Origin of the sequence: Nitrosomonas eutropha, from assembly GCF_900116685.1 — a bacterium.
Lineage (GTDB): Bacteria > Pseudomonadota > Gammaproteobacteria > Burkholderiales > Nitrosomonadaceae > Nitrosomonas > Nitrosomonas eutropha_A.
Genome location: NZ_FPBL01000001.1, coordinates 53,283 through 77,531, shown reverse-complemented (window position 1 = coordinate 77,531; position 24,249 = coordinate 53,283). Strand labels below are relative to the sequence as shown.

At 49.9% G+C, this 24,249-nt stretch carries 20 protein-coding genes; 7 read left to right on the top strand and 13 right to left on the bottom strand.

Features of this window, described 5'->3' with window-relative positions:
- Positions 1–27 precede the first annotated feature (27 nt).
- Positions 28–930, top strand: coding sequence for a prephenate dehydrogenase (locus BM331_RS00415; protein ID WP_074925871.1), 903 nt, complete (start codon positions 28–30; stop codon positions 928–930).
- A gap of 46 nt (positions 931–976) precedes the next feature.
- On the opposite strand, the gene xerC is transcribed toward BM331_RS00415, so the two are convergent.
- The 8 genes from xerC to greB all read right to left on the bottom strand — a co-directional run bounded on the left by xerC (position 977) and on the right by greB (position 11,519).
- Positions 977–1,939: a tyrosine recombinase XerC gene (gene xerC / locus BM331_RS00410; RefSeq protein ID WP_074925868.1), complete on the bottom strand. Its 963-nt coding sequence runs from the start codon at positions 1,937–1,939 to the stop codon at positions 977–979.
- Entirely contained in the window at positions 1,923–2,624 is a 702-nt protein-coding gene (locus BM331_RS00405; protein ID WP_074925866.1) for a DUF484 family protein, read from the bottom strand. Before BM331_RS00405 ends, xerC begins: the two co-directional genes overlap by 17 nt.
- 497 nt (positions 2,625–3,121) lie before the next feature.
- Entirely contained in the window at positions 3,122–4,507 is a 1,386-nt protein-coding gene (locus BM331_RS00400; protein ID WP_074925863.1) for a sensor histidine kinase, read from the bottom strand.
- Positions 4,504–5,175, bottom strand: a complete 672-nt coding sequence (locus tag BM331_RS00395; RefSeq protein WP_074925860.1) for a response regulator — start codon at positions 5,173–5,175, stop codon at positions 4,504–4,506. Before BM331_RS00395 ends, BM331_RS00400 begins: the two co-directional genes overlap by 4 nt.
- 43 nt (positions 5,176–5,218) lie before the next feature.
- Complete coding sequence (locus tag BM331_RS00390; RefSeq protein WP_074925859.1) at positions 5,219–8,347, bottom strand: efflux RND transporter permease subunit; 3,129 nt, start codon at positions 8,345–8,347, stop codon at positions 5,219–5,221.
- A 1-nt stretch (position 8,348) separates the two neighbouring features.
- A complete protein-coding gene (locus BM331_RS00385) occupies positions 8,349–9,518 on the bottom strand; it encodes an efflux RND transporter periplasmic adaptor subunit (protein WP_074925856.1) in 1,170 nt (389 codons plus the stop codon).
- Complete coding sequence (locus BM331_RS00380; RefSeq protein WP_218154521.1) at positions 9,515–10,867, bottom strand: TolC family protein; 1,353 nt, start codon at positions 10,865–10,867, stop codon at positions 9,515–9,517. Before BM331_RS00380 ends, BM331_RS00385 begins: the two co-directional genes overlap by 4 nt.
- 103 nt (positions 10,868–10,970) lie before the next feature.
- Positions 10,971–11,519, bottom strand: a complete 549-nt coding sequence (gene greB, locus BM331_RS00375) for a transcription elongation factor GreB (RefSeq protein WP_074925851.1) — start codon at positions 11,517–11,519, stop codon at positions 10,971–10,973.
- 84 nt (positions 11,520–11,603) lie between these two features.
- Here greB and rapZ point away from each other — a divergent pair, with 84 nt between their 5' ends.
- The gene (rapZ, locus tag BM331_RS00370) at positions 11,604–12,470 is read left to right on the top strand and encodes an RNase adapter RapZ (protein ID WP_074925848.1); all 867 of its coding nucleotides are present in this window, start codon (positions 11,604–11,606) and stop codon (positions 12,468–12,470) included.
- On the opposite strand, the gene recG is transcribed toward rapZ, so the two are convergent.
- Positions 12,455–14,566 (bottom strand): ATP-dependent DNA helicase RecG, encoded by a 2,112-nt coding sequence (recG, locus tag BM331_RS00365; protein WP_256214746.1) that lies wholly within the window; start codon positions 14,564–14,566, stop codon positions 12,455–12,457. The genes rapZ and recG overlap by 16 nt on opposite strands.
- Positions 14,541–14,930: a RidA family protein gene (locus BM331_RS00360; RefSeq protein WP_074925846.1), complete on the bottom strand. Its 390-nt coding sequence runs from the start codon at positions 14,928–14,930 to the stop codon at positions 14,541–14,543. Before BM331_RS00360 ends, recG begins: the two co-directional genes overlap by 26 nt.
- 87 nt (positions 14,931–15,017) lie before the next feature.
- Here BM331_RS00360 and murA point away from each other — a divergent pair, with 87 nt between their 5' ends.
- The gene (murA, locus tag BM331_RS00355; RefSeq protein WP_074925843.1) at positions 15,018–16,271 is read left to right on the top strand and encodes a UDP-N-acetylglucosamine 1-carboxyvinyltransferase; all 1,254 of its coding nucleotides are present in this window, start codon (positions 15,018–15,020) and stop codon (positions 16,269–16,271) included.
- A 176-nt stretch (positions 16,272–16,447) separates the two neighbouring features.
- Here the strand turns inward: murA and metE are convergent, their stop codons facing one another.
- The gene (gene metE, locus BM331_RS00350; RefSeq protein ID WP_074926765.1) at positions 16,448–18,724 is read right to left on the bottom strand and encodes a 5-methyltetrahydropteroyltriglutamate--homocysteine S-methyltransferase; all 2,277 of its coding nucleotides are present in this window, start codon (positions 18,722–18,724) and stop codon (positions 16,448–16,450) included.
- A 99-nt stretch (positions 18,725–18,823) separates the two neighbouring features.
- On the opposite strand from metE, the gene BM331_RS00345 reads away from it, so the two are divergent.
- Complete coding sequence (locus tag BM331_RS00345; protein ID WP_074925841.1) at positions 18,824–19,846, top strand: LysR family transcriptional regulator; 1,023 nt, start codon at positions 18,824–18,826, stop codon at positions 19,844–19,846.
- Positions 19,847–19,862: 16 nt separating this feature from the next.
- On the opposite strand, the gene BM331_RS00340 is transcribed toward BM331_RS00345, so the two are convergent.
- Positions 19,863–20,603: a 4-aminobenzoate synthase gene (locus BM331_RS00340; RefSeq protein ID WP_074925838.1), complete on the bottom strand. Its 741-nt coding sequence runs from the start codon at positions 20,601–20,603 to the stop codon at positions 19,863–19,865.
- Between the two features lie 193 nt (positions 20,604–20,796).
- Between BM331_RS00340 and glyA the strand changes: the two genes are divergently transcribed.
- The 3 genes from glyA to BM331_RS11520 all read left to right on the top strand — a co-directional run bounded on the left by glyA (position 20,797) and on the right by BM331_RS11520 (position 22,768).
- Positions 20,797–22,047, top strand: a complete 1,251-nt coding sequence (glyA, locus tag BM331_RS00335; RefSeq protein WP_074925836.1) for a serine hydroxymethyltransferase — start codon at positions 20,797–20,799, stop codon at positions 22,045–22,047.
- Between the two features lie 79 nt (positions 22,048–22,126).
- A complete protein-coding gene (nrdR, locus tag BM331_RS00330) occupies positions 22,127–22,609 on the top strand; it encodes a transcriptional regulator NrdR (protein WP_074925833.1) in 483 nt (160 codons plus the stop codon).
- Positions 22,610–22,690: 81 nt separating this feature from the next.
- The gene (locus BM331_RS11520) at positions 22,691–22,768 is read left to right on the top strand and encodes a CstA-like transporter-associated (seleno)protein (protein WP_371265323.1); all 78 of its coding nucleotides are present in this window, start codon (positions 22,691–22,693) and stop codon (positions 22,766–22,768) included.
- Positions 22,769–22,835: 67 nt separating this feature from the next.
- On the opposite strand, the gene BM331_RS00320 is transcribed toward BM331_RS11520, so the two are convergent.
- Positions 22,836–24,239, bottom strand: coding sequence for a surface carbohydrate biosynthesis protein (locus BM331_RS00320; protein ID WP_074925828.1), 1,404 nt, complete (start codon positions 24,237–24,239; stop codon positions 22,836–22,838).
- Positions 24,240–24,249 lie beyond the last annotated feature (10 nt).

The window sequence follows — 24,249 nt, the reverse complement described above, 5'->3', positions numbered from 1 at the left end:
TCATCCACCAATCCATACACATCGTTCATGGCTGCATCCAGCATTTCAAAACTGGTTATTATCGGTGTGGGATTAATCGGTGGCTCATTTGCGCAAGCATTACGTCGAGCTGGCCTGGTTAAACACATCACCGGAATCGGGCGTAGCCCTGAAAACATGCAGTGCGCCCTTGAGCTGGGCATCATTGACGAACAAACCGGTGATTTTGCTGCCGCACTGTCTGGTGCAGATTTTGTATTACTCGCAGTTCCTGTCAAACAGGCTGCTCGTGTTTTGCAGCAGATAGCGCCTTATTTAGAAGATTGCACTGTCATTTCCGATGTTGGCAGTACCAAGCAGAATGTGGTTAATGCTGCTCGCGCGTACTTGGGTAAACATATCAGCCGTTTTATTCCTGCCCACCCGATTGCCGGAACCGAATTCAGTGGTGCGGAAGCTGCCTTCCCTGATCTTTTTCAGGATAAACCCGTGATTCTGACGCCATTGCAGGAAAATGATCAACAGGCCATCGTTCATGTTGCTGCCCTCTGGCGTTACTGTGGAGCTCGGGTTTCATCTATGCAGCCAGAACGGCATGACCAGATACTTGCTGCTATCAGCCATCTTCCGCACATGCTGGCATTCTCGTTGATGCAGCATATCCAGACCCAGAGTCTTACCTTGAGTGAGGGAAATCCACTAGAGCTTTTACGTCTTGCAGGCAGCAGCCTGAACGGTATGACTCGCATTGCTGCCAGCTCCCCGGAAATGTGGCGGGATATCTGCCTCGATAACCGCACAGCATTACTTGCACAAATTGAAGCTTATCAATTGGAACTATCCAAACTGCAGCAAATACTGACCGATCATGACAGTGATGCTCTGGAAAAACTGTTTTCAGAAGCACGTATCATCCGAAGAAACTGGTCAGCTCTCGGGAATAACCCCTGATTCTTCTGTATCCAGTTCTCCCATATCCTCAAGTGCCCCGCAAGATCTAATCTGTTTTTGGTTTTTTTCTGGCGCGCGGGTGTGCCTGGTCATAGATTTTTGCTAAATGCTGAAAATCCAGGTGCGTGTAAACCTGCGTACTGCGAATACTGCTGTGCCCGAGCATTTCCTGAACTGCACGCAGATCGCCGCTGGATTGTAACAAATGAGAAGCAAATGAATGGCGCAGTGTGTGCGGATGTACCTGGCTATCAAGGTTTTGCAATTGGGCACGCTGATGCAGACGGTAGGCAATTGTGCGCGGGTGGATGCGACGCCCGCGCTGTGATAAAAATAGTGCTGTCTCACCCGGTATCAGCCACGCACTGCGCAGCGGTAGCCAGGCTTGCAGTGCGCGCAGCGCCAGCTCGCCAACCGGTACGATGCGGGTTTTATTGCCTTTACCCGTAACGCGCACTGTGCCCTCGGTGAAATCAATATCAGTTGGTTGGAGCTGTGTCAGTTCAGTCAGACGTAATCCGGATGAATAGAACAGTTCGAATATGGCGAGATCGCGTGTTACCAGCACATCATCAGAAGAAGGGTTGAATGTCAGCAGTTGTGCGGCTTCATCTGGCGAAAGCGCATGCGGCAGTTTATGTGGAGATTTTGGCACACGCACATCCAGGCAGGGGTTCCCGGTATGGTGATGGTGGCGGATCAGGTAACGATAAAATCCGCGCCAGGCGGACAGCATACGTGCCAGGCTTCTGCCAGAAAGGCCGCTACTATGTAAGCGTGCGATGAAATGGCGGATATCATGCGAATGTAACCGGGTTAGCGAAGTATCGGAAATCTGGTTTCCGTTTTCGTGTTGAGTGGCAATACAGCGTACCAATGCTATCAGGTCGCGCCGGTAATGATGCTGTGTTTGAACAGAAAGGCTGCGCGTGCTGGACAGGTAAGTCAGATATTCGCCAAGCTGCGATGGCAGGACAGGAAGATCCTGCTCGTCATGAAGTGGATTCACACGTGGCGGTTCCGGGAGCCTGTTGTATTAGTCGCGTAATGGAACTGCTGACCATATCTCCCAAGCGTTCCAGATAAAGCGTGCCCATGTCGGGGAAAAAACGTTCTACTTCCGGGCTGGCCATCACCAGCAAGCCGAAACCGGATTGTTTCTTTAAGGGGATAACAGCAAAGGATTGCAAATATTCTGCATCCATCTCAAACCATTGCCGGATTTCATCATCTATCTCCGGCCCGCAATAAGGGTGTGGCATGCCTTGTGCGAGAATGTGGACGTTGCCGCTGGTTTGGTTGAATTCAGGGGAGGAAAGGTCTGCCTGAGTACCCAGTTCATCGATTTGCCATAAGCGTAACACAACGTGCGGAATGGAGAAATCTTCGCACAAATGGTACTGCAACCCGTGCAGCATTTCGGGTAATGAATCAAAACCCAGCAACGCAACTGTCAGGCGATGCATTTTCTCACCGATGACATCATTTTTTTCACCGACATCAACCAGTTCTTGCAGTCTGTTCTGCAAAAGTCTGTTTTTATCACGCAACATTGCCACCTGCCGCTCATTAATTGAAATGGCGCGACCTTCATACGGGTGCGGGAAACGGAGAGATTCCATCAGATCAGGATTTTCCTCAAAAAACTGTGGATGATCCTGCAGGTATTGGGCGATTTCCTCGGATGTGGTCATGGGTGCATTTATTTCATTGTTACAGGTCAAGCATCTTACCACGGCGGGGCATCAATAGGTCATGCAGAGACGGCTGTCACTCGGGTGCAAGAGCATATCCAGAAAGGATTACACAGAAAATACTCCCTCATGTTTACCGCAAAATGCCATGCGTCCATCCGGGATGTGGCAATTTTCCCCGACAAGTATTCTGGTGTATTTCCTTCTGCAGTGTCTCCTGTTATAGCGAAGCTCCTATCAATTCAGCCTGCGGCAATATGTCACATTCTCAATCTTTATTTTTAAGGGCATAATCAACTCCATTATCCGTAACACCTAGTACTCAGGTTTATATTTATGCGATATGAATATAGATTTGAAGGAAAAAATGCAAATTTCTTCTTTCAGATCCTTCCCTGGATAAGCTGAGTGTTTTACTGGTACCAGTTGCTTCCTCCTCTACTTTGGCCTGCCTTTTACATTGTTTTCTGTAAAATGGCAGGCTTTCTTTTTTTACATCACTCGTTTTTCATATCGTTTGCGGGAAAGGTGAGTACAACTGTCAGGCCACCACCAGCCAGTTCGGAGAAATTGATAGTTGCGGTATGCAGTTGTGCAATTTCCTGGACGATAGATAAGCCCAGTCCACAACCACCACTGACCGATCCGGGAATACGGTAAAAGCGTTCAAATACTTTATCACGCTCTTCAATTGGAATGCCGGGGCCGTTATCCTCCACCGCCAGGTAGGGATGGTCGAAACGAATGCCGCTGCAAACCGTGATGGTACTGCCAGCAGGGCAATAGCGCAGTGCATTATCAATTAAATTTCCCAGAGCTTCACGCAGCATCCAGGCGATACCTTCGGTAACAGCCGGCTCGATTTCAAAACCGAGATCAATATCCTTGATAAGGGCGCGATCAATAAAGGTTGATGCTGCGCTTTCAGCCAGTTCGTGTAGGGCCACTGGCTGAAAAATCTGGTTGGCAGAAGCCGCTGGTTCGGTTTGTGCGTAGATCAGCAGCTGGGTAACCAGATGCGCGATACGTTCTACTGATTCTTCAATACGCGCCAGTCGCTCTTCGTTGCGGAGATATTTTCCTTCTGCAGCCACCAGCTCGATCTGGGTTTGCAAACCAGCTAACGGCGTGCGCAATTGGTGTGCTGCATCAGCCAAAAAACGTTGTTGGGCTGCAGCAGCCAGACGCAGTGATTCAAACAGCTCGTTGAGCCGGGTAAGCATCGGGTGAATTTCGCGTGGGACATGCTCAATATCGAGTGCACGCAAATCGCGTGGTGAGCGGCTGGCAATCTGGTTTTCAATGTGTACAAGTGGTACCAGACCGCGCCGGACACCAAAATAGATTACCAGTAATGTTGCGACAACAATCATCAGATTGGGGAAAGCAATTGCGGCGAGTATGCGGTGGCTGGCGTGATTCCGTTCCCGCATGGTTTCCGCTACCGTGATGGTGATTTCATTACCATTGATGGCAACTCGATGAGTGGTGGCGCGAATTTCTTCATCCTGATAGATATCATCAACAAATATCGGCCGGGTACGCAACGATCCGGGGTAGATCGGCAAGTCGGCGTCACCGGCCAGCAGCTGTTGATCAGGGCCACGGATAGCAAAGAAAATTTTATCCGTTGCATCGGAACGCAGCATGGCTTCTGCTTCGGGAGTCAGATGCAATCCGGGATTCAGACCGGTAGTCTGGATATAGGCGACAATATCCAGCACTGCATCATTTAGGGAATGATCATAGGCAGTATTGGCTGTTTCCTGGGCCAGGCGATAATCAAGCAGGATGCTTCCAGTAAATACTGCAATCAAAGGGAGCAATATCCAAAGCAGTAATCGTTGCCGCAATCCCAATGGATGGGAATGATCGGATTTCATGAGAGGCTCTGATCGATGCGGTAACCAATGCCGCGAACTGTGCGAATTCCAATGCCACCAGGCGCAATCTTGGCGCGCAACCGCGATACATGAACTTCAATGGCATTTGGTGTAATATTCTTGTCCCAACCAGCCAGGCTTTGCAACAGCTTGTCCTTGCTGACTACTTTAGGTGAAGCCATCAGCAGGATTTCAAGGATGGTCCATTCACGCATGGTCAGGAATAGTGGCTGGCCATGCAGAGTGGCGGTATGACTACCGGTATTGAGAATCAGCTGATCGTGCCGTAACTCAGTACTGGTAACCGAATGGGCGCGGCGAATCAGTGCACGGATACGCGCCACCAGCTCCGGTAAACGGAATGGCTTAGCCATATAATCATCTGCCCCCACATCCAGGCCGGCAATCGTATCCTCCATACTGCCGCGCGCCGTCAGTACCAATACGGGTAGACGCATCTGCCGGTTGCGCAGTCGTTGTACCAGCGTTAATCCATCTATATCCGGCAGGCCAATATCCACTACCACCAGATCAAAATTCTCTTCTTGCAGATGGATCTCCGCATTCCCGGCTGTGTTCGCCACATCGACCGTGTAGCCCGCATTAGTCAAACCTTGTTTGATACCGCTTGCCACCAGAGAATCATCTTCGACAACCAGAATACGCATTGTGTTCTCCAGCTCGTCTCGTGATATATAACACCGGATTAATTCAGGATTTCATGTGTTTTGGCCGCGCCAGTCGGTTGAACATGAGTGGCAACAGTACCAGTGTGAAGAAGGTAGCAGAAATAATACCGCCGACAATGACCACTGCAAACGGACGCTGGATCTCTGAACCGATACTGTGGGACAGCGCCGCTGGTAGTAAACCAAAGCCCGCCATCAGGGCTGTCATTAATATCGGCCGCAGACGCAGTACAGCACCTTCCCGCACCGCCTCAGTAAACGATCGTTCCTTGTGAACCAGGCCAACGATTTCCTCTATCATAATTACTCCATTCTGCACTGCAATACCGGAGACTGCGATGAATCCAACTGCAGCTGAAATGGATAAATGCAAGCCGGAGAGTGCCAGTCCGGCAAGGCCACCAATCAGGGTGAGTGGGGCAATTAGCAAGATAATAAGTGCTGCACGTACGGATTTAAACGCCCAGAACAATAATACAAAGATACCGAGCAGACTGACAGGCACAATAATCATCAATCGTTTCATCGCTCGTTGCTGGTTCTCGAACTGTCCTCCCCAAGTAATTCGGTAGCCAGGTGGCAGGTGAACGTGCTCAGCTACTTTTTTCTGAGCCTCATTAATAAAACTGCCCAGATCACGTCCCATTAGGTTTGACTTGACCGAAACGGCACGACCTCCTGCCTCGCGTGCGATGCGTGAAGCACCTTGGCGTACTTCAATACGAGCCAATTCGCCCAATGTCAAAAAAGCACCGGTGCTGCCCGGAATTGCTATCTGCAGATTGGCAATGTTGGTGACGGTATGGCGATAGTCTGATGCCAGCCGAACATTAACGTTAAAGAGTCGCTCGCCTTCATAAAAGCCGGTTACTGCTGTACCACCGAACGCCATCTGAAAAAGATTGTTGATATCTGCGATGTTGATACCATAACGCGCCAGTCTCTGCCGATCCGGAGTAACGGTCACCTCGGTTTGGCCACCAACCTTAATGGCAGCCACATCCACAGCGCCGCGAATGTGATTCAGTATAGTTACAATCTGTTCTGCTTTATCTTCCAGAATATCCAGATCAGGACCAAATACCTTGACGGCAATTTCACCTTTGACACCGGATAGGGATTCTTCGACATTATCTTGAATGACCTGTGAGAAATTGGTGGGCAGACCCGGAATAGCCTTCAAAGCTTGTGACATGTCCGCCACCAGTTCTTCTTTGGAGCGGAATCGCCAGCTGTTGTGAGGGTTGAGATCTGCCAGTATTTCCAGATTATTCGCTCCCTTGGGATCAGTTCCATCATCTGGTCGGCCAACCTGGGAGACAATTGTTTTGACTTCTGGATAAGCTGCCAGCTTTACCCGTACTGCACGTTCTACTTCCTTTGATTGCTCCAGATGAATGGAAGGGGGAAGAGCGATAGTCAGCCAGATGTTTCCTTCGTCGAGCTTTGGCAGAAATTCTGTACCGATTGCCGGTAGCAGTGCGAGTGCTGCTGCCAGTGAGATTGTTGTGATGCCGGTTATGATGCGGGGGCGGGCGTCTGTCCAGTTAAGCAATCGCCGGTAGCCATTCTGCAAGCGCTCCATCCAGGCCAAGTGAGGCTCCTGAACGGGACCGCGCTGCAATAGATAGGAGAGCAGGGCAGGGACCAGTGTGAGTGTCAGGATAATGGCACCGATCAATGCGAAGGAAAGAGTGAAGGCAACCGGTGAAAAAATTTTTCCTTCCACGCGCTGAAACGTAAATATCGGTACAAAGGCCAAGATGATAATTGCCTTTGAAAACAGGATGGGTTTGCTCAGGCTGATAGCAGTTTGCCGCAAGGTGCTGATACGCCATTTAGCAGCATCAGGCCCAGATTCCGGACCTTTTTTTTGTAGCATCATCCGCACCATTAGCGCTTCTACCAGCACGACGGCGCTATCGATAATAATACCGAAATCAACTGCACCCAGCGAAATCAGGTTGGCGGATACCCCGCGTGCATTCATCATGATGAAGGCAAACAGCAGTGTCAATGGAATGATGCAGGCAACAATCAGTGAGGCTCGCCAGTCGCGCAGGAATATGATCAGGACTGCAACCACCAGCAACGCACCGATGAGTAGATTTTCCCCCACAGTTGCCACCGTGTGTTCAACCAGTTGGGTACGCTCGTAGATTGGGTGTATCTGCACACCTGGCGGAAGCTTGGCTTGGCTGTTGAGTTCATCGATCCGAGCCCTGAGTGTCTGAATAATCTTACTCGGATCGCTGCCCTTGATCATCACCACGATGCCTTCGACAATTGAGTCACGGTTTGAAACTTTGCCATCTTTATCGCGCTGAGCAAGGGAGACGATGCCAGATGGTGTATGTTCACCGACATGAACAGCTGCAACATCACCAACAGTAATGGTCTTGCCGTCATGCGCCGTGATCACAGTGGTGGTTACGTCCTCAATCGTGTGAAACAAGCCAATAGCCCTTAGTACTAATCCTTCGCCGCCTCGCCGGATAATGCCACCACCGGTATTGGCATTATTTTCACTCAACGCACGGCTCACCTGATCCAGTGTCAATCGGTACTTACGTAATGCGTTGGGATCAACGTTGACCTGAATTTCCTTGATAGTGCCACCAAAGCCGATTACATCTGCTACACCGGGTACACGCCGCAGTTCTGGACGGATAACCCAATCCTGAATGGCTCGGACCTCATACAGTGGCAGGTTCGGCGGAGCATCGACCACGTAGCGGTAAATTTCACCAACAGCAGTGGTCAGTGGGGCTAGCTCTGGTGTGATTCCTGCCGGTAAACTTACTGTTTGTAGTTTTTCCAGTACTTGCGCACGCGCCAGACGATCTTCGGCACCGTCGGCGAATGTCATGGTGACGACTGACAGCCCGGTAATGGAAACCGAGCGCAGCTGGGTCAGTTGCGGCACGCCGCTCATTTCTCGTTCAATCGGAATAGTGACGCTGCGCTCGACTTCTTCCGGCGCTTGACCGATGACTTGTGTGATGACTTGTACCTGTACATCTTGAACATCGGGAAATGCTTCGATGGGCAGTTCGATAAAAGCATGTATGCCAGCCACCAGCAGTGCTCCCGTCATAACGAGAATAAAAAGCCGCTGTTTGATCGAAAATGAGATAAGACGACTGAGCATTTTAGTTTCCGGCAGCAAGTTCTGAGGTAAGCAGCATGGTGCCGTCGATCACAACCTCTTCTCCGGCTGCTACCCCTCCATTTTCCGGTTCGAGCCAGACAGATTCAGCATCCTGGAAGGCAATGCGGATACGGCGCTGAATAAATTCACCTGCATTAGTCTCAACGAATACGGTGGGATGAACCCCACCGGTAATGACTGATTCTGCCGGTAATCGGACTACACTATCCGCTCGCGGATCAATCAACTGGGCGCGAGCAAACATTTCTGGCCGTAGCGTGCCGTCCGGGTTGTCTATTTCAGCGCGCACCTGTACTCGGCGAACATTCGGATCAAGTACCGGTGCGATGCGAGTAATGGAGGCAAGGAAAGATTTTCCTGGAAATGCGTCGAAGTTGAGTAGCAGTGGGTTGCCGCTTTGTACCCGACTGATCAATCGTTCCGGAACGTCCACAAGCACCCATAAATGCGATAGATTGGAAATGACAAATAAGGGCACAGCCATATCCGGACGAACTTCCAGGCCAGGATTAGCCTGACGATTAGCTACCGTACCGTCAATCGGTGCATATAACACCAGTTTCTCATCCTGCATTTTGCCTCCCGGTACCAGATTTTTTACCCGTAGGCGTGCGCGTTCAGCTTCTGCGGCTGCAATCTGCCAGTCCGCACGGGCACTTTCCACATCACGCCGAGCGATGGCTTCACCGGCCCAAAGCTCGCGTGCTCGTTTATAGGCAAGTCGTTTGTAGGTGGCATCTGCTGCTGCTTTATGAAGATCGGCGATAGCTGCACCAAAATCGGGCGAATCCAGTGTTACCAGTGGCGTGCCAGTCTTAACCTGATCGCCAATCTCGACATGCAGTTGCAAGATGCGGCCTGCCACAGCCGGGCTGATACGGGCAGTAAGGTTTTCTGCCAGCGCCAACTTTGCAGCCAGTGGCTCACTGGCCGGTAGCATTGCCGAGACGGCAGCGCTGGTTTTAATGTAGGCAAGCTGAGGGGCCCCGGGTGGGAATATCAGTTGATCCCGGGTGTGGTTTGAGTTGGCATTTTCTGCCGGAGGTTGGGGGACGGCCTGGCTGAAATACCAGTAACCAGCAATACCTGCAATTACAATTGTCAGGGTGATGGCGATCATTTTGATCTTGCGCAATCGAGATTTCATCATGAAGCGGGTTCCTGTTCCTTGGAAATGGTAATTTCCAGTGCTGCATCCAGAGCGGCGTGTGCTTGTGCCAGATCACTACGGGCTTGCAGCGTATCCAGCTCGGCAGCCCGTAGAATGCGCTGTGCATCTAGAAACTCCAGCGCACTGATCGCTCCCTTGCTGAAAGCAAGCTCTGCGGCGCTGGCAGTACGACGGGCAGCTGGTAGCGCCTGTTCCTGTAAGGCATGCCAGCGGTCGCTGGCACGTTGTAATTCATCGACAAGCTGGTTAATTTCGGCCTGGGTGCGGGCGCGAATTGCTTCCAGCTGATCTTCAGCTAGTGCCATTTCGGCATGGGCACGGCGAATATCACCCTCGAAATTATTGCCGAGAAATAGTGGAATGGAAACTTCGAAGCCAAGGGAATTACGTGGCTGGGTGATATCGGCCGGTTGGCGTTCATATTGGAGACTAACAGTAACGTCACGTGTGCGTCTTGCTTGTGCCAGCCCAACATGATGTCGAGCAGCTTCTACCCGTGCGGTGGCGGCGAGCGTATCCGGGCGTTGAGAAATAGCGGTGGTGATGGTGGCTGTATCAGGTAATTTTATTTTTTCTTCTGGCCAGTCACCTTGCGTGACAAGCTGTAGCGCGTGGTTTTCGTCAGCCAGCAAAATACCCAATGCAGTGCGGGCACGGGTAAGTGTACTTTCAGCAGTGCGTACACCTGCCTGGGCACGGGCAGCATCAGCTTCAAAACGTCCCAGGTCAGCACCGGATAAATCGCCTGCCTGATAGCGGCGTCGAGCCAATTCCAATATACCCTCGGCCTGACTGGCAATGATGCTGTTCAGGTCAACGTTATGTTCAGCCAACTTGAGTTCAAACCAGGCGTTGCGCACGTTGAGCCGGGTTTGTCGCAGCGTATCGTCAAAATCAAGGCGGGTAGCAGTGAGTTCGCTGCCTGCTTGCGCCATGCGTAGTGCTCGCTTGTCCCCTCGTTCAAAAGTCTGATCAATCCGAATCTGGCTTTCAGTCGGCGTTCTGGAGCCGAACGCAGTTGGATTAGATTTGAGATTTAAATGGTCACCACTAATCGCTAGTGTGGGGTTAGGGAAGGCTGCAGCGTTGAGTGTTTCTGCTGCAGCGGCCTCGATGTTGCGCTGAGCAAAGCGGAGATTACGATTGCGGGTCAGCGCCAGTCGTTCGGCTTCTTCCAGGCTGACGGTGATATCGTAGGCTTGGCTGTTACTGGGGAGCACAGCCCATAAAGCAAGGATAAATAGCACTGAACAGCGTATGACAGTCGATTTCCACATGCGGTAAATATAGACTGCTTCAACTTGCGTTTGCCTGACGAATCCCGGCAAGAAATAGAAGTGAATAATGAGACAGTATGGGATACCAGTGGTACGTTGCTGAAGCTCTAGGTATTATGCCGAGCATACAACGGATCGATCAGATTTATCTGTATCACAACATCTTATAATGGATTTTCACTACTTCCAGTTCTTCCAGGCCACCTGGTGTTTGCAAAGACACCACATCCCCTTCTCGTGCTTTCAATAACGCTCTGGCCAGCGGTGAAATCCAGCTGATGCGACCACAGCCAGGCTCTGCTTCATCCATACCGACAATACTGTAAGTCTGCTCCTTGCCTTGTGTATCACACACCGTCACGGTCGCGCCAAAAAATACCTGATCACACTCGCCGCGTTGTGCTGGGTCGATGATTTCGGCATTATCCATACGCTTGGATAAAAACCGCAAACGGCGATCAATTTCACGTAAGCGCCGCTTGCCATAAATGTAATCACCATTTTCCGAACGATCACCGTTTGATGCCGCCCAAGATACAATCTTAACCAGTTCCGGGCGCTCCACTTTCCATAACTGATCAAATTCATCCTTCAATCGCTGATAGCCGCAGGGCGTAATATAATTCTTTACGCCTTGTGGCAGTTGCGGGGTGTCATCCAACTCTTCCTCATTGTCACTCTCTTTAGTAAAAGCCTTATTCACTATTAAATTCACCGATCATTTTGTATAAGTAAATACTACTTTTGCATACACTTTCAAATTAATCCGCCTGTTATACTCAAAGCCATGCAAGTCATCATTATCAGTGGATTATCTGGCTCGGGAAAGTCGATTGCACTTAAGGCCTTGGAAGATTCAGGCTATTACTGCGTCGATAACCTTCCCGCATCGCTACTCGTTATCCTCATCAATCACCTGCAAACACAGCACCACTCACACGTTGCAGTAGCAATCGATATGCGCAGCGGCGATAGCATTACTGTTCTGCCCTGGCAGTTCAAAATGATCGACAAAAGTATCCGTACGGAATTTATTTTCCTGGATACACGTACAGATACGCTGATCCAGCGCTTCTCTGAAACACGTCGCAGACATCCCTTGAGTGACAAAAACATTACTCTGGAAGAAGCTATCCAGCACGAACGCGAGGTGCTGGCGACCGTATCTGGCCTTGGTCATCATATTGATACCAGTTCACTCAGACCTAATGCGCTACGGGCTTTTATCAGGGATTTCATCTCGGATAGCCGTGATCCATCTCAACTGACGCTAATGTTCCAGTCATTCGGCTATAAACATGGTATTCCGCTGGATGCGGATCTGGTGTTTGACATACGTTGTCTACCCAATCCTTTCTACGATCCACGGCTCAAAGAGTTGACCGGCCATGATCCGGAAGTCATCCGGTTTATGGAAGCCCAGCCTAATGCTTCAAAAATGCTCAGGGATATCGGCAGTTTTCTGGATACCTGGCTGCCGGTCTACATGCAGGATAATCGGGCCTATCTTACTGTTGCCATTGGCTGTACCGGGGGGCAACACCGTTCGGTTTATTTTGCCGAAAAACTTGCGTTACATTTCCATGATGCAGCTCATGTCCTGGTACGTCATCGCGGCCTGGCAGAATATAACCAGTACTACGCGCGCAGATAATCCTCTCTATTTCCCAGCCAACGCTGCATGTGACACTGTGCTTCATTCGGATAGTCACGCAGCATTTTTTCTGCAACATTGCGTGCCATTTCCAGCAAATCGGCATCTTCCTCTAGATCAGCAAATCGTAGTAGAGGTACGCCACTCTGACGAGTACCGAGAAATTCACCTGGCCCGCGCAACAGCAGATCCTGCCGTGCGATTTCAAATCCATCGTTATGCTCGAAAATAATCTGTAGTCGTTTACGTGCTACCTCAGATAATGGCTGTTGATACATTAGGATACAAATACCAGCAGCTGATCCACGACCGATCCGCCCGCGCAACTGATGCAATTGCGATAACCCCATGCGTTCAGCATGTTCAATCACCATCAGTGAGGCGTTAGGTACATCCACACCCACCTCGATTACGGTGGTGGCAACCAGTAATTGTACTGTTCCCTGGCTAAATTCCGCCATAATTGCAGATTTTTCGTCACTACCCAGCCGGCCATGAATGAGGGCTATGCTTAGTTCTAGGAAAATATGGCTCAATGTTTCATAGGTTTCCACTGCTGTTTTTAACTGCAACACCTCGGATTCCTCGATCAATGGGCAAACCCAGTAAGCCTGGCGGCCAGCCAGACAAGCTTCACGGATACGTGCAACAATTTCCTCACGCCGGTTGTTGTCAATCAGCTTAGTTATAACCGGTGATCTGCCGGGAGGCAATTGATTGATAACAGAAACATCCAGATCAGCGAAGTAGCTCATTGAAAGTGTACGGGGAATTGGGGTGGCGCTCATCATTAACTGGTGCGGTATCGAATCTTCATCCTTTCTTTTCATGCGCAAGGCAAGCCGTTGCCCCACCCCGAAACGATGCTGTTCGTCAATAATGACCAATCCGAGCTGCTTGAATTGAACCGCCTCCTGAAATAATGCATGGGTTCCAATAATCAGAATGGTTGCACCATTTGCCGTTTTTGCCAGCTCTTGGCTGCGCAGGCTTTTTTTCTGGCTGCCGGATAACCAGCCCACTTCTATCCCGAGCGGCGTCAGCCAGTCGGATAACTTCCTGAAATGCTGCTCGGCCAGAATCTCTGTCGGTGCCATGACAGCGACCTGATAGCCATTTCCAATCGCCTGCAATGCAGCCAGTGCCGCCACCACAGTTTTGCCGCTGCCTACATCACCCTGTAATAACCGCTGCATAGGGTAAGGCTGTACAAGATCTTTACTGATTTCAGCTACCACCTTACGTTGTGCCTCAGTCAGGCTGAATGGCAGCATTCCCAGCAATGCCTGTTGCAGATTAACCTGTTGTGGTAAAGCAGGCGCCTGCTGATTGCGCCGCTGATGATAATGACAGCGCAGAGAAATCTGCTGCGCCAGTAATTCGTCAAATTTGATCCGATTCCAGGCTGGATGGGAACGTTGCTGTAATGATTCCATGGGAATACCAGATGGCGGACAATGCAACAGAGACAGGCTTTCCTCAAACGTAGGGAGCTGGCAGGCAGACAGGATCGTTTCCGGCAGAATTTCGCACAGAAGCTGCTTTCTTCGCAACCGTTCAAAAGCTTGTGTGATCAATCGCGTGAGTGTGCGCTGTGGTAATCCGGCTGTCACCGGATAAACCGGTGTTAAGGCAGTTGCTAGTGCCATGTTGTCACGCACCACCCGACATTTTGGGTGCACCATCTCCATTCCATGAAAACCAGCACGCACCTCACCCAGTACACGTAGCCGGGTACCTGGTGACCAGGTGGTTATCTGGCTAGCATAAAAATTCAAAAAACGCAGATAAAGCACACCACTATCGTCACTTATCCCGCAAACGAGCTGCCGTCGCGGACGAACCAGTACTTCCTGTTCGGTAATCACTCCTTCTATTTGTATTGTATTTCCGGGAGCCGCTTCACTGATAGATGACAACTTTGTCTCATCCTCATAGCGTAGCGGCAAATGTAAAACCAGATCAAAATCACTGAACAGGCTAAGTTTTCTAAGTTTCTTGCATAACGCCTCGTCCAGTGAGTTGAAAGATTGAGCAGTCAATGGAGAAATAATGGAACGGTCAGCAGGATTATTTAGCCAGTACCACCACGGCATCTATTTCTACCAGCGCACCACGCGGCAACGCTGATACACCAATAGCAGCACGTGCGGGATAAGGCTGGCTGAAATGCTTGCCCATGATTTCATTAACTCTGGAAAAATTGCTCAGATCAGTCAGATAAACATTCAGTTTGACGACATCACTCAAGCTGCCGCTACTGGCAACAATGACTGCCTTGAGATTGGTAATAACCTGTTCAATCTGCGCATCAATGCCCTGTACCATTTCCATATTGGTTGGATCAAGACCGATCTGGCCGGAAAGATAAATAGTTTCCCCACCTGTTACGCGGACAGCCTGGGAATAGGTGCCGATTGCCTGCGGGGCATCATCGGTCTGGATAATAAATTTGCTCATTCTGACTCCTCGGTTAATACGATAAAATGCAATGGATTGCGCCCATGTGGGTGCAACAATATTTTAATTCTTGTTAAGAGTGGATTCATGCAGAAACTTGTCATTCACGGGGGGTCAAAACTCCATGGTGAAATCAGTATTTCCGGTGCCAAAAACGCAGCTTTGCCCGTATTGTGCGCATCGCTACTGACTGCTGAACCATTTGCCATACAGAACATCCCGCATCTCAGGGATGTCACTACCATGCTGGCATTGCTTGAACAGATTGGTGTGCGCATTTTAACAAATGCGCCGAGCACAACAGAACTGTCTGCGGCCAATATTACTAATCCAACTGCTTCCTACGACATGGTGAAAACCATGCGTGCCGCCATCCTGGTATTGGGTCCATTACTGGCGCGAACCGGGCAGGCATATATTTCCTTGCCAGGTGGTTGCGCAATCGGCATGCGGCCGGTTGATCAGCATATCAAGGGATTGCAAGCTATGGGGGCAGAAATTAGTATTGAGCAGGGTTATATCCGTGCCCAGGCTGGCCGCCTTTCAGGTGCACGTATTGCCATGGATGTTGTTACCGTGACCGGGACCGAAAACCTAATGATGGCTGCCACACTTGCTTCTGGCACAACCATTCTGGAAAATGCCGCCCGTGAACCTGAAGTGGTTGATCTAGCAGAGTGTCTCATCAGCATGGGAGCAAAAATAGAAGGAGCAGGCAGTGACATCATCGTCATCGAAGGAGTGGATCACCTGCATGGTGGTTCACACACTGTTATGCCTGATCGCATTGAAACCGGGACTTTTCTGACCGCAGTCGCTGCCTGTGGGGGTGACGTCACCCTGACCGGGACACGCGCAGACACACTTGATGTCGTACTGGGCAAGCTGGCCGAAGCTGGAGCAGACATTGATACAGGCGAGGATTGGATCCAGTTGCGTATACAGCAGCGGCCGCAATCGGTCAGTCTGCGTACTGCGCCCTATCCGGCTTTTCCCACCGACATGCAAGCGCAATTCATGGCACTAAACAGCATCGCTGACGGTACTTCCATCATGACAGAAACAATTTTTGAAAATCGCTTCATGCATGTACAGGAACTTACACGCCTAAACGCAGATATTCAGGTCGAGGGTAATACTGCGATCGTGCATGGTATTCCTCAACTTGATGGTGCCAGCGTGATGGCAACCGATCTGCGCGCCTCCGCCTGCCTCATCATCGCCGGACTGATTGCGCAAGGCGAAACTATCGTTGACCGAATCTATCATCTGGATCGTGGTTATGAACAAATCGAACAGAAACTGGCGCAAGTGGGTGCACACATCAAACGCATAGGTTAGAACGCCACAGAAAGATTGTTATGCAAACTGATTCCTGCATTGGACATTGCTGGCAGCTTCATCCAATCAGCTCTGCTACGGGTAGGGAGGCAGTTACACGGACAAGCTGTCAGGGGAGGGAGGTTAACAGCCTCGATTGCGTCCGGCAACTGCGGGAAGGGATAATAGGCGGTAGATTAGGTTTGCAGGGTACTGCGCAGGGATTTTGCGCAATCCACCATTTTTTGCAGAGCTGTTCGGGTTTCTGGCCAGTTGCGCGTTTTCAGACCGCAATCCGGGTTGACCCAGAGTAGCGTTGGATCAATATGGCGTGATGCCTTTTTCAGCAATTCCAGCATTTCCGATACGTCAGGGACACGGGGAGAGTGAATGTCATACACACCTGGGCCGATTTCATTCGGGTAGGAAAATTTTACGAATGCATCCAGCAATTCCATACGTGAGCGTGAAGTTTCAATCGTAATGACATCCGCATCCAGTTTGGCGATGGCAGGTAGAATATCGTGAAATTCGGAATAACACATGTGGGTGTGGATCTGGGTTTCATCTTTTACGCTTGAGCTGGCAACGCGGAATGCTTTGACTGCCCAATCAAGATAATGCTGCCAGTCCTGTTTTCTGAGCGGGAGCCCTTCGCGAAAGGCCGGTTCATCAATCTGAATCATGCCGATACCAGCTTTTTCCAGATCAGTAACTTCATCACGAATTGCCAGTGCCAGTTGCAAAGCAGTATCTGCTCGTGGCTGATCATCGCGCACGAACGACCAGAACAGCATGGTAACCGGCCCGGTCAGCATACCTTTGACCGGTTTGTCGGTCTGGCTTTGAGCATATTTTATCCATTCGACAGTCATGGCTTCGGGGCGGTAGACATCACCATATAAAATAGGCGGCTTGACACAGCGCGAGCCATAGCTTTGCACCCAGCCGTTTTCAGTGAAGGCATAACCCCATAGCTGTTCGCCAAAGTATTCCACCATATCGTTACGTTCCGGTTCACCGTGGACCAATACATCCAGCCCGATTTCTTCCTGTTTACGGATGACTTCTTTAATTTCATCACGCATGGCTGACAAGTAATCGAGATGGCTGAGTTCGTTCTTTTTAAATGCAGCACGTACCTGGCGAATGGCAACAGTTTGCGGGAAAGAGCCAATAGTGGTGGTAGGCAGTAAGGGCAGATTGAAGCGCTGCTGTTGCTGTTGTTTGCGAATTGCAAAAGGATGTGTGCGTTGGCTGTCGTGATCAGTCAGGTGGTTGACTCTGTGATGAACTACCGGGTTATGGATGCGACAGGATGTCTTTCTCGATTGACTGGCTTGATCGGAAACAGCAAGCTTTTCCTGGATTGATTCCTTGCCCTGGTTCAGCCCGAGCCCGAGTATGGCAATTTCTTCCAGTTTCTGAGTGGAAAAGGCCAGCCAGTTTTTGATTTCAGGATCCAGTTTGGTTTCCAGTGATAAATCTACTGGACAATGCAGTAAGGAGCAGCTCGGAGCAATCCACAGGTTTCCTGCAAAACGGGAGGCGGCTTGCGACAGCATTTCCAGTTTTTGTGACAGATCGGCGCGCCAGATATTGCGTCCGTCGATGCAGCCCAGTGACAGGGTTTTGCTGGAGAAATTTTTGGTGAGGAATGATTCGAGCTGTTCCGGAGCACTGCTGAGGTCAATATGCAGGCCATCTACTGGCAGATTTTCAAGCAGTGCAAGATGGTGATCGACTGTGCCGAAGTAGGTGGTGAGCAGCAGGCGGCTGCCTGTATCATTCAGCGCATGATAGGCTTCTGTAAAACCATCTAGCCAAGGCTGTTCGAGATCGAGAGCAAGGATAGGTTCATCAATTTGTACCCACTCTACGCCCAGTGCAGCAATTTTTTGCAGAATCTCACGATAAACCGGCAGCAGGTGGGGAAGCAGATCCAGTCGCTGAAAACCTGGCGTAATTTCCTTGCCAAGATACAGATAGGTCAGCGGGCCGATCAAAACAGCTTTTGTGTTTATCCCCAGCGCTTTGGCTTCTTTAATTTCCTGAAACAGTCGGTCGGATGCCAGATGAAATCGGGTGTTGTGATCGAATTCAGGAACGATGTAGTGGTAATTGGTATTGAACCACTTGGTCATTTCCATGGCTGGCTGATCAGCAGTGCCACGCGCCATGGCAAAGTACAGATCAAGCGGGACCTGGTCGCCAGTGTGTCCGAAGCGATGGGGAATCGCTCCGAGCAATGCGGTCATATCCAGTACATGGTCATACAGAGAGAAGTCTCCCACCGGGATCAGGTCAATGCCTAATTTTTGTTGTGATAGCCAGTTACTGGCGCGAATGTCGCATGCAGTAGCCAATAATTGCGCAGCCTCACTTTGTCCTTTCCAGTGAGCTTCGAGTGCTTTTTTTAATTCACGTTGTGCGCCGATTCTCGGAAAGCCAAGATTATGTGTCAGTGTTCTCATGATATTTTCTCTGCATGATCGGAAAACCATCATTGTGTGGAATACCCTATAATGAATCAAATGAAATTTTTTATAGATAAACATGAATAATTTTCATATATGCTTGAGTTACGACATCTCCGTACATTGAATGCCCTGGATGAGACTGGCAGTATTTCACTGGCGGCACAGCGCGTACATTTGACTCAATCTGCGGTATCGCACCAGATCAAGGCACTGCAAGAGTACTACCAGTTGCCGATTATTCAGCGCAGTGGCCATGCGGTACAGTTGACCGATGCAGGCAAACGTCTGGTGCAACTAGCGGGGAAGATACTTGGTGAGGTTCAGTCAGCGGAGCGGGATCTGGCAAAAATATCGCGGCAGGCGGCGGGGAGTTTGCGGATTGTGCTGGAGTGTCATACCTGTTTCGACTGGCTGATGCCGATCATGGATGATTTTCGGCAACACTGGCCGGAAGTGGAGCTTGATCTGGTTTCCGGTTTTCATAGTGATCCGGTGTCGTTGCTCCGACAGCAGGTTGCTGATGTGGTGATCGGTTCAGAGAACAAGCCACAGCAGGGGATTATTCATTTTCCATTGTTCCGTTTTGAAATCCTGGCTGTACTGGCACCGGGACATGTGCTCGGGAGCAAACGAATACTTGAAGCTGCTGATTTTGCGCAGGACGTGCTGATTACCTATCCGGTTCCGGAAGAGCGGATAGATTTGATCCGGCAAGTGCTGATGCCTGCGGGTGTCAGCTGGCAGCGCCGAACAACCGAATTGACCGTGGCCATTTTGCAACTGGTGGCAAGCCGGCGGGGGATTGCTGCACTGCCGGGATGGGGAATCAAAAATTATCTGGATTATGAATATGTGATTGCCCGGCGTATCGGTACGAATGGGTTGTGGAGCGATCTGTATCTTTCGGTGCGGGAGCAAGATGCTTCGCTGCGTTATTTGCGGGATTTTCTGGAAACGATTGACCAGGTTTGTTTTGCCAGACTGGATGGAATAAAGCCACTGAGTAAAAAAGAACGAGGGAAAACTAAGAGAGAAGCGGGAAAAACGAAGGGCTCAAAAAAAATAGGGCAATCATTCTCTGAACTGAGGATGATTGCCCGGTATAAATTGTTGTGATCAGGCCAATACAGGATTAGTGCAGTGTAACTGCCACTTTTTCCTCGCAGATGAGATTGGCGCAGTAATTTTCGTGAATACCATCCAGGAATTTCCACAGTGCATCACAAGCGCGGCGTGTGGCAGCCAGTACCTCAGCTTGTTTTTCCGGGGTGTCAGCAAATTTTTCAATGATTGCCCATTCTGCTTGTGAGTGGAAGATATCTGCTGTCTGGTGTACCGAGAAGAACTCATAATCCTCCGGATTTTTCATACCATAGAATTTGGCCAGGCCGTCGATCTTGACGGCAGCAATATCGGGTACCTGGGATTCAAATGCATGCAATGCGGCCAGTCCTGCATAAAAAGATTCGTTCATGCAGATGTCGCGAAAGGTTGAAACCAGATTTTCTGTTTCCGGCAATGCATCGGCTTTTGCCAGGCTGGCATCATTCGCACCTAATGCAAAGGCAAATGCTTTCCACAGGGCAGGGTGATTTTTTTCTCCGTGTTCTTCATCAATTAGATTTTTGAGAACCTCTTGACGCACGCTAATATCACCACAGTTTTCTTCATTGTGAAAATGCGGAGTGTTGAAGTGAACTGCGCTGAGGTAGGTAGGTTCAGCCAATACATTGTAGAAATATTGCTCGGCGTAGTGGCGCAGCTGCTCACGGGTCAGTTTGCCTTCGGTCCAGGCGATGTAGAACGGATGTTGTAACAGATGTTTGCTTTGAATAATGGAATCAACCTGTTGCTTGAATATGCTTGTAGCCATGAAAAGCTCCTGTTCAGTGTGGAATGAAATGTGATGCGCCGCTAATCATCGCCAATTCAGTAAATGAAGTCAATTTTATGCCAGAGAATTGTGTCGTTTTTGTACGCGTGGCGTAGTAATACAATTACGAAGTTTGCGCCATGACGCGATGATAGAATAATCGTTTTTCAGTAAAAATCAGAGAGTAAATGCTATGTTTTCAAAGAGTATGACGATTGAGCAGGTTGATCCGGATTTATGGCAGGCAATCCAGGGGGAGGTACAGCGACAGGAAGATCATATCGAGCTAATTGCTTCGGAAAACTATGCCAGCCCGGCTGTTTTACAGGCACAAGGTACCGTGCTGACTAACAAGTATGCCGAAGGGTATCCGGGTAAACGGTATTACGGAGGATGCAAGCATGTAGATATCGTCGAACAGCTTGCCATTGATCGCCTGCGAGCGCTGTTCAATGCCGAATACGTTAACGTGCAGCCGCATTCCGGTTCCCAGGCAAATGCTGCGGTTTATTTGTCAGCGCTGAAGCCAGGCGATACGCTTCTGGGGATGTCACTGGCGCATGGTGGCCATTTGACACACGGCGCACCGGTTAATATGAGCGGCAAGATATTCAATTCAATTGCCTACGGCCTGGATCCTGAAACCGAAGAGATTGATTACGCGGAACTGGAGCGACTTGCGCATGAGCATAAACCTCGCATGATCGTTGCCGGTGCTTCTTCCTACGCACGAGTAATTGACTGGCAGGCTTTCCGCAAGATTGCCGACAATGTAGGTGCCTATCTGTTTGTGGATATGGCTCATTATGCAGGGCTGATTGCTGCCGGTTACTATCCCAATCCTGTGGGAATCGCCGATTTTGTTACCAGTACCACGCACAAAACACTACGTGGTCCGCGTGGTGGCGTGATCATGGCTAAACCTGAGCATGAAAAAGCACTCAACTCGGCAGTTTTTCCGCAGACACAGGGTGGTCCGCTGATGCATGTGATCGCGGCCAAGGCAGTGGCTTTCAAGGAGGCATCCAGCACGGCATTCAAGGATTATCAGAAACAGGTAATTGAGAATGCACGGGTCATGGCAAGGGTATTACAACAGCGCGGCTTGCGGATTGTATCCGGCCATACGGATTGCCATATGTTCCTGGTGGATTTGCGCGCCAAAAATCTGACTGGAAGGGAAGCGGAGACTACATTGGAAACCGCGCACATCACCGTTAATAAAAATGCAATTCCAAATGATCCGCAAAAACCGTTTGTCACCAGCGGTGTCCGGATTGGTACGCCGGCGATTACCACACGCGGATTTAAGGAGCTTGAATCCGAGCAGCTTGCAAATCTGGTGGCAGATGTGTTGGAAGCCCCGACCAATGAGGCGGTGCTGGATCAGGTTGCCAGACAAGCACAAGCTTTGTGCGCAAAATTTCCGGTGTATGGAAATTGATTATTTTGTCTTGAACACCAGGTTTCTGTGTCGGATATTCGGCTCTAGTCACCTGTTTTAATTTTGGAGGTACAGAGCAATGCGATGTCCGTTCTGCGGTGCTGAAGATACCAGCGTAGTCGATTCACGTGTCAGCGAGGAAGGCTCAAGGATCAGACGCAGGCGACAATGTACGGCATGCGGAAAGCGTTTCACGACGTATGAAACAGTCGAAGTGCGTTTTCCGCAGATTATCAAGCAGGGTGGTAATCGCGTTGAGTTTAACCGGGAAAAGCTCTACACCAGTTTTGCCCGGGCGTTACATAAACGCCCGGTTCCGATTGGGCAAGTAGATGCCGCAATAGAACTTATCCTACAAAAATTATTGGGGAGCGGGGCGCAGGAAATTTCATCGCGCACAATTGGTGAATGGGTCATGCAAGAGCTGTACAAGCTGGATAAAGTAGCCTACATCCGCTTTGCTTCTGTGTACAGAAGTTTTGAAGATGTAGGTGATTTTCAAGAGGTAATCCGGGAGGTTCAAGCTTCTCCATCAAACCCGGATGATGAGCTGCCAGGCTAACAAATGACCAGGAGAAATTATTATGGTCAATAATTAAATGAATTACATCTCTGGAAGCGGTTTGCGCAAAGTTTGCGTCTAATGATAGGGGTGCCGGAATATAGTATCTATGTTAAACACGTGAGAAGCGTGTATCCCGAACGGACGATCATGTCGTGAGAGGATTTTGAGAATGTCTGGACGCACGTTATGGCAGCAGGGGTAGGTTCTATCGCTACTACTGATCTCAACTGTTTATTTTGAACAAATGGCGTGAATGCTGTTTTACCTTGATGGTGTCGAAACGATTCAGCAAACTGCCAAACCGTGCAATTTTCTGTTCAATTTTTCCAACCTGGATTTCAGGAAAACGATGATCGTGGTAAGACAGCCGGTTCGGTCCGGGCCGGCGCATATTCAATTGGGCCAGTGTGGCTTTGAGGTTTGCGAGCGCCCATCCTGCCAGATACATTGGAGCAGAGCTGGCCGGTGGTTGAGACTGGCCGTAGCCGCTTTCTTCTAGTACATCGATGATACGTTCGCATGCGAGACGGTCGCTTTGTGCTGCCAGATAGTAATCAATGAGTGTTTTTCGTTCTTCACCTCCGGCAGTACCCAGATCACCGTTCAAGATCCGAGACAGGGTACCCTGAAGTTCGCTAAAATTGAATGACTGGTAACTCAGCCGGGTAGGCAGACCCTGGAAATCGTAGTCGTAATATTCATTGAAAGTCGCAAGATAGGAAATAGCTGGAACTCCCAGGGCATAGGCTTCCAGGCCGGTGGTGCAGCCGTTGTGTACCATTGTTTTCGAAGCGAGAAGCCAGGGAATGACATTACCTTCGTTAGTGACCTTGACACGTTGGCATCGAGCAGCAATATCGTGATAAACCTGAAAATTTTCACTTGGATGGGGCCGTACTACGATCGTTATATCCGGGAATGCTCGTTCCAGTGCCGGAATGAGTTGCTTGAAATCTTCCAGTATGGCTTTCTTGTGATACCACAGGCCTTCAGCGAATTCTTCACTCATGCCGATCCCGGCTTGTCCGCGCCGGGATTTTTTATCCCCGTCCTTTGTTGGAACGAACAGACCGATACTGGAGATGAAAGGATTGACATCAGTGAAATTGGTATTGATGAGAATGAAATTACCATACAGATTGCGTAGACGCTCTACCTCCACTGCAAAATAGGCGCGCATTTCGGGCCGCAGGATATCTCCGCGTGGATTTCCAGTCAGGTGGATAGGTAGATTTTTCGGAAATTGTGGATATTTCTGAAGCAGATCGACGTTTTCCTGGCCCCAAGCGAAAATATGAGAAACATTCCTGATCGTAGTGGGAGACAACCGCAGTGTGTAATAAGTATCGGCCGGTGGATGGACCAGTGCTTCTTCTTCCCAGGCGACGATTTCGTGTCCGAGCATGCGAATTATCCTGAACATGGAATTACTCAGGCTGCGCATGCTTTTCGCTAGATAGATGCCGCGCGGTAGTGATGCGATTTCAAAATGAACAAAGGCCCGTGAGCCGATGATCACCGGAAACCCGCGCTCAGCTGCTACGCACGCCAGCAGGAGTTTTGCATCCAGTTCACGTACCTGATTTTCGACGGGAATGATAAGGGTTGAAGCAGAAGTGGAAGCCATAGTTCGGTCA

Bases quoted from the DNA above. Each gene is read 5' to 3' on its own strand.
- BM331_RS00415 (WP_074925871.1), top strand. From the start codon at position 28: ATGGCTGCATCCAGCATTTCAAAACTGGTTATTATCGGTGTGGGATTA.
- BM331_RS00405 (WP_074925866.1), bottom strand. From the start codon at position 2,624: ATGACCACATCCGAGGAAATCGCCCAATACCTGCAGGATCATCCACAG.
- BM331_RS00400 (WP_074925863.1), bottom strand. From the start codon at position 4,507: ATGAAATCCGATCATTCCCATCCATTGGGATTGCGGCAACGATTACTG.
- BM331_RS00395 (WP_074925860.1), bottom strand. From the start codon at position 5,175: ATGCGTATTCTGGTTGTCGAAGATGATTCTCTGGTGGCAAGCGGTATC.
- BM331_RS00390 (WP_074925859.1), bottom strand. From the start codon at position 8,347: ATGCTCAGTCGTCTTATCTCATTTTCGATCAAACAGCGGCTTTTTATT.
- BM331_RS00385 (WP_074925856.1), bottom strand. From the start codon at position 9,518: ATGATGAAATCTCGATTGCGCAAGATCAAAATGATCGCCATCACCCTG.
- rapZ (WP_074925848.1), top strand. From the start codon at position 11,604: ATGCAAGTCATCATTATCAGTGGATTATCTGGCTCGGGAAAGTCGATT.
- recG (WP_256214746.1), bottom strand. From the start codon at position 14,566: ATGCCGTGGTGGTACTGGCTAAATAATCCTGCTGACCGTTCCATTATT.
- BM331_RS00360 (WP_074925846.1), bottom strand. From the start codon at position 14,930: ATGAGCAAATTTATTATCCAGACCGATGATGCCCCGCAGGCAATCGGC.
- murA (WP_074925843.1), top strand. From the start codon at position 15,018: ATGCAGAAACTTGTCATTCACGGGGGGTCAAAACTCCATGGTGAAATC.
- metE (WP_074926765.1), bottom strand. From the start codon at position 18,724: ATGAGAACACTGACACATAATCTTGGCTTTCCGAGAATCGGCGCACAA.
- BM331_RS00345 (WP_074925841.1), top strand. From the start codon at position 18,824: ATGCTTGAGTTACGACATCTCCGTACATTGAATGCCCTGGATGAGACT.
- BM331_RS00340 (WP_074925838.1), bottom strand. From the start codon at position 20,603: ATGGCTACAAGCATATTCAAGCAACAGGTTGATTCCATTATTCAAAGC.
- glyA (WP_074925836.1), top strand. From the start codon at position 20,797: ATGTTTTCAAAGAGTATGACGATTGAGCAGGTTGATCCGGATTTATGG.
- nrdR (WP_074925833.1), top strand. From the start codon at position 22,127: ATGCGATGTCCGTTCTGCGGTGCTGAAGATACCAGCGTAGTCGATTCA.
- BM331_RS11520 (WP_371265323.1), top strand. From the start codon at position 22,691: ATGATAGGGGTGCCGGAATATAGTATCTATGTTAAACACGTGAGAAGC.
- BM331_RS00320 (WP_074925828.1), bottom strand. From the start codon at position 24,239: ATGGCTTCCACTTCTGCTTCAACCCTTATCATTCCCGTCGAAAATCAG.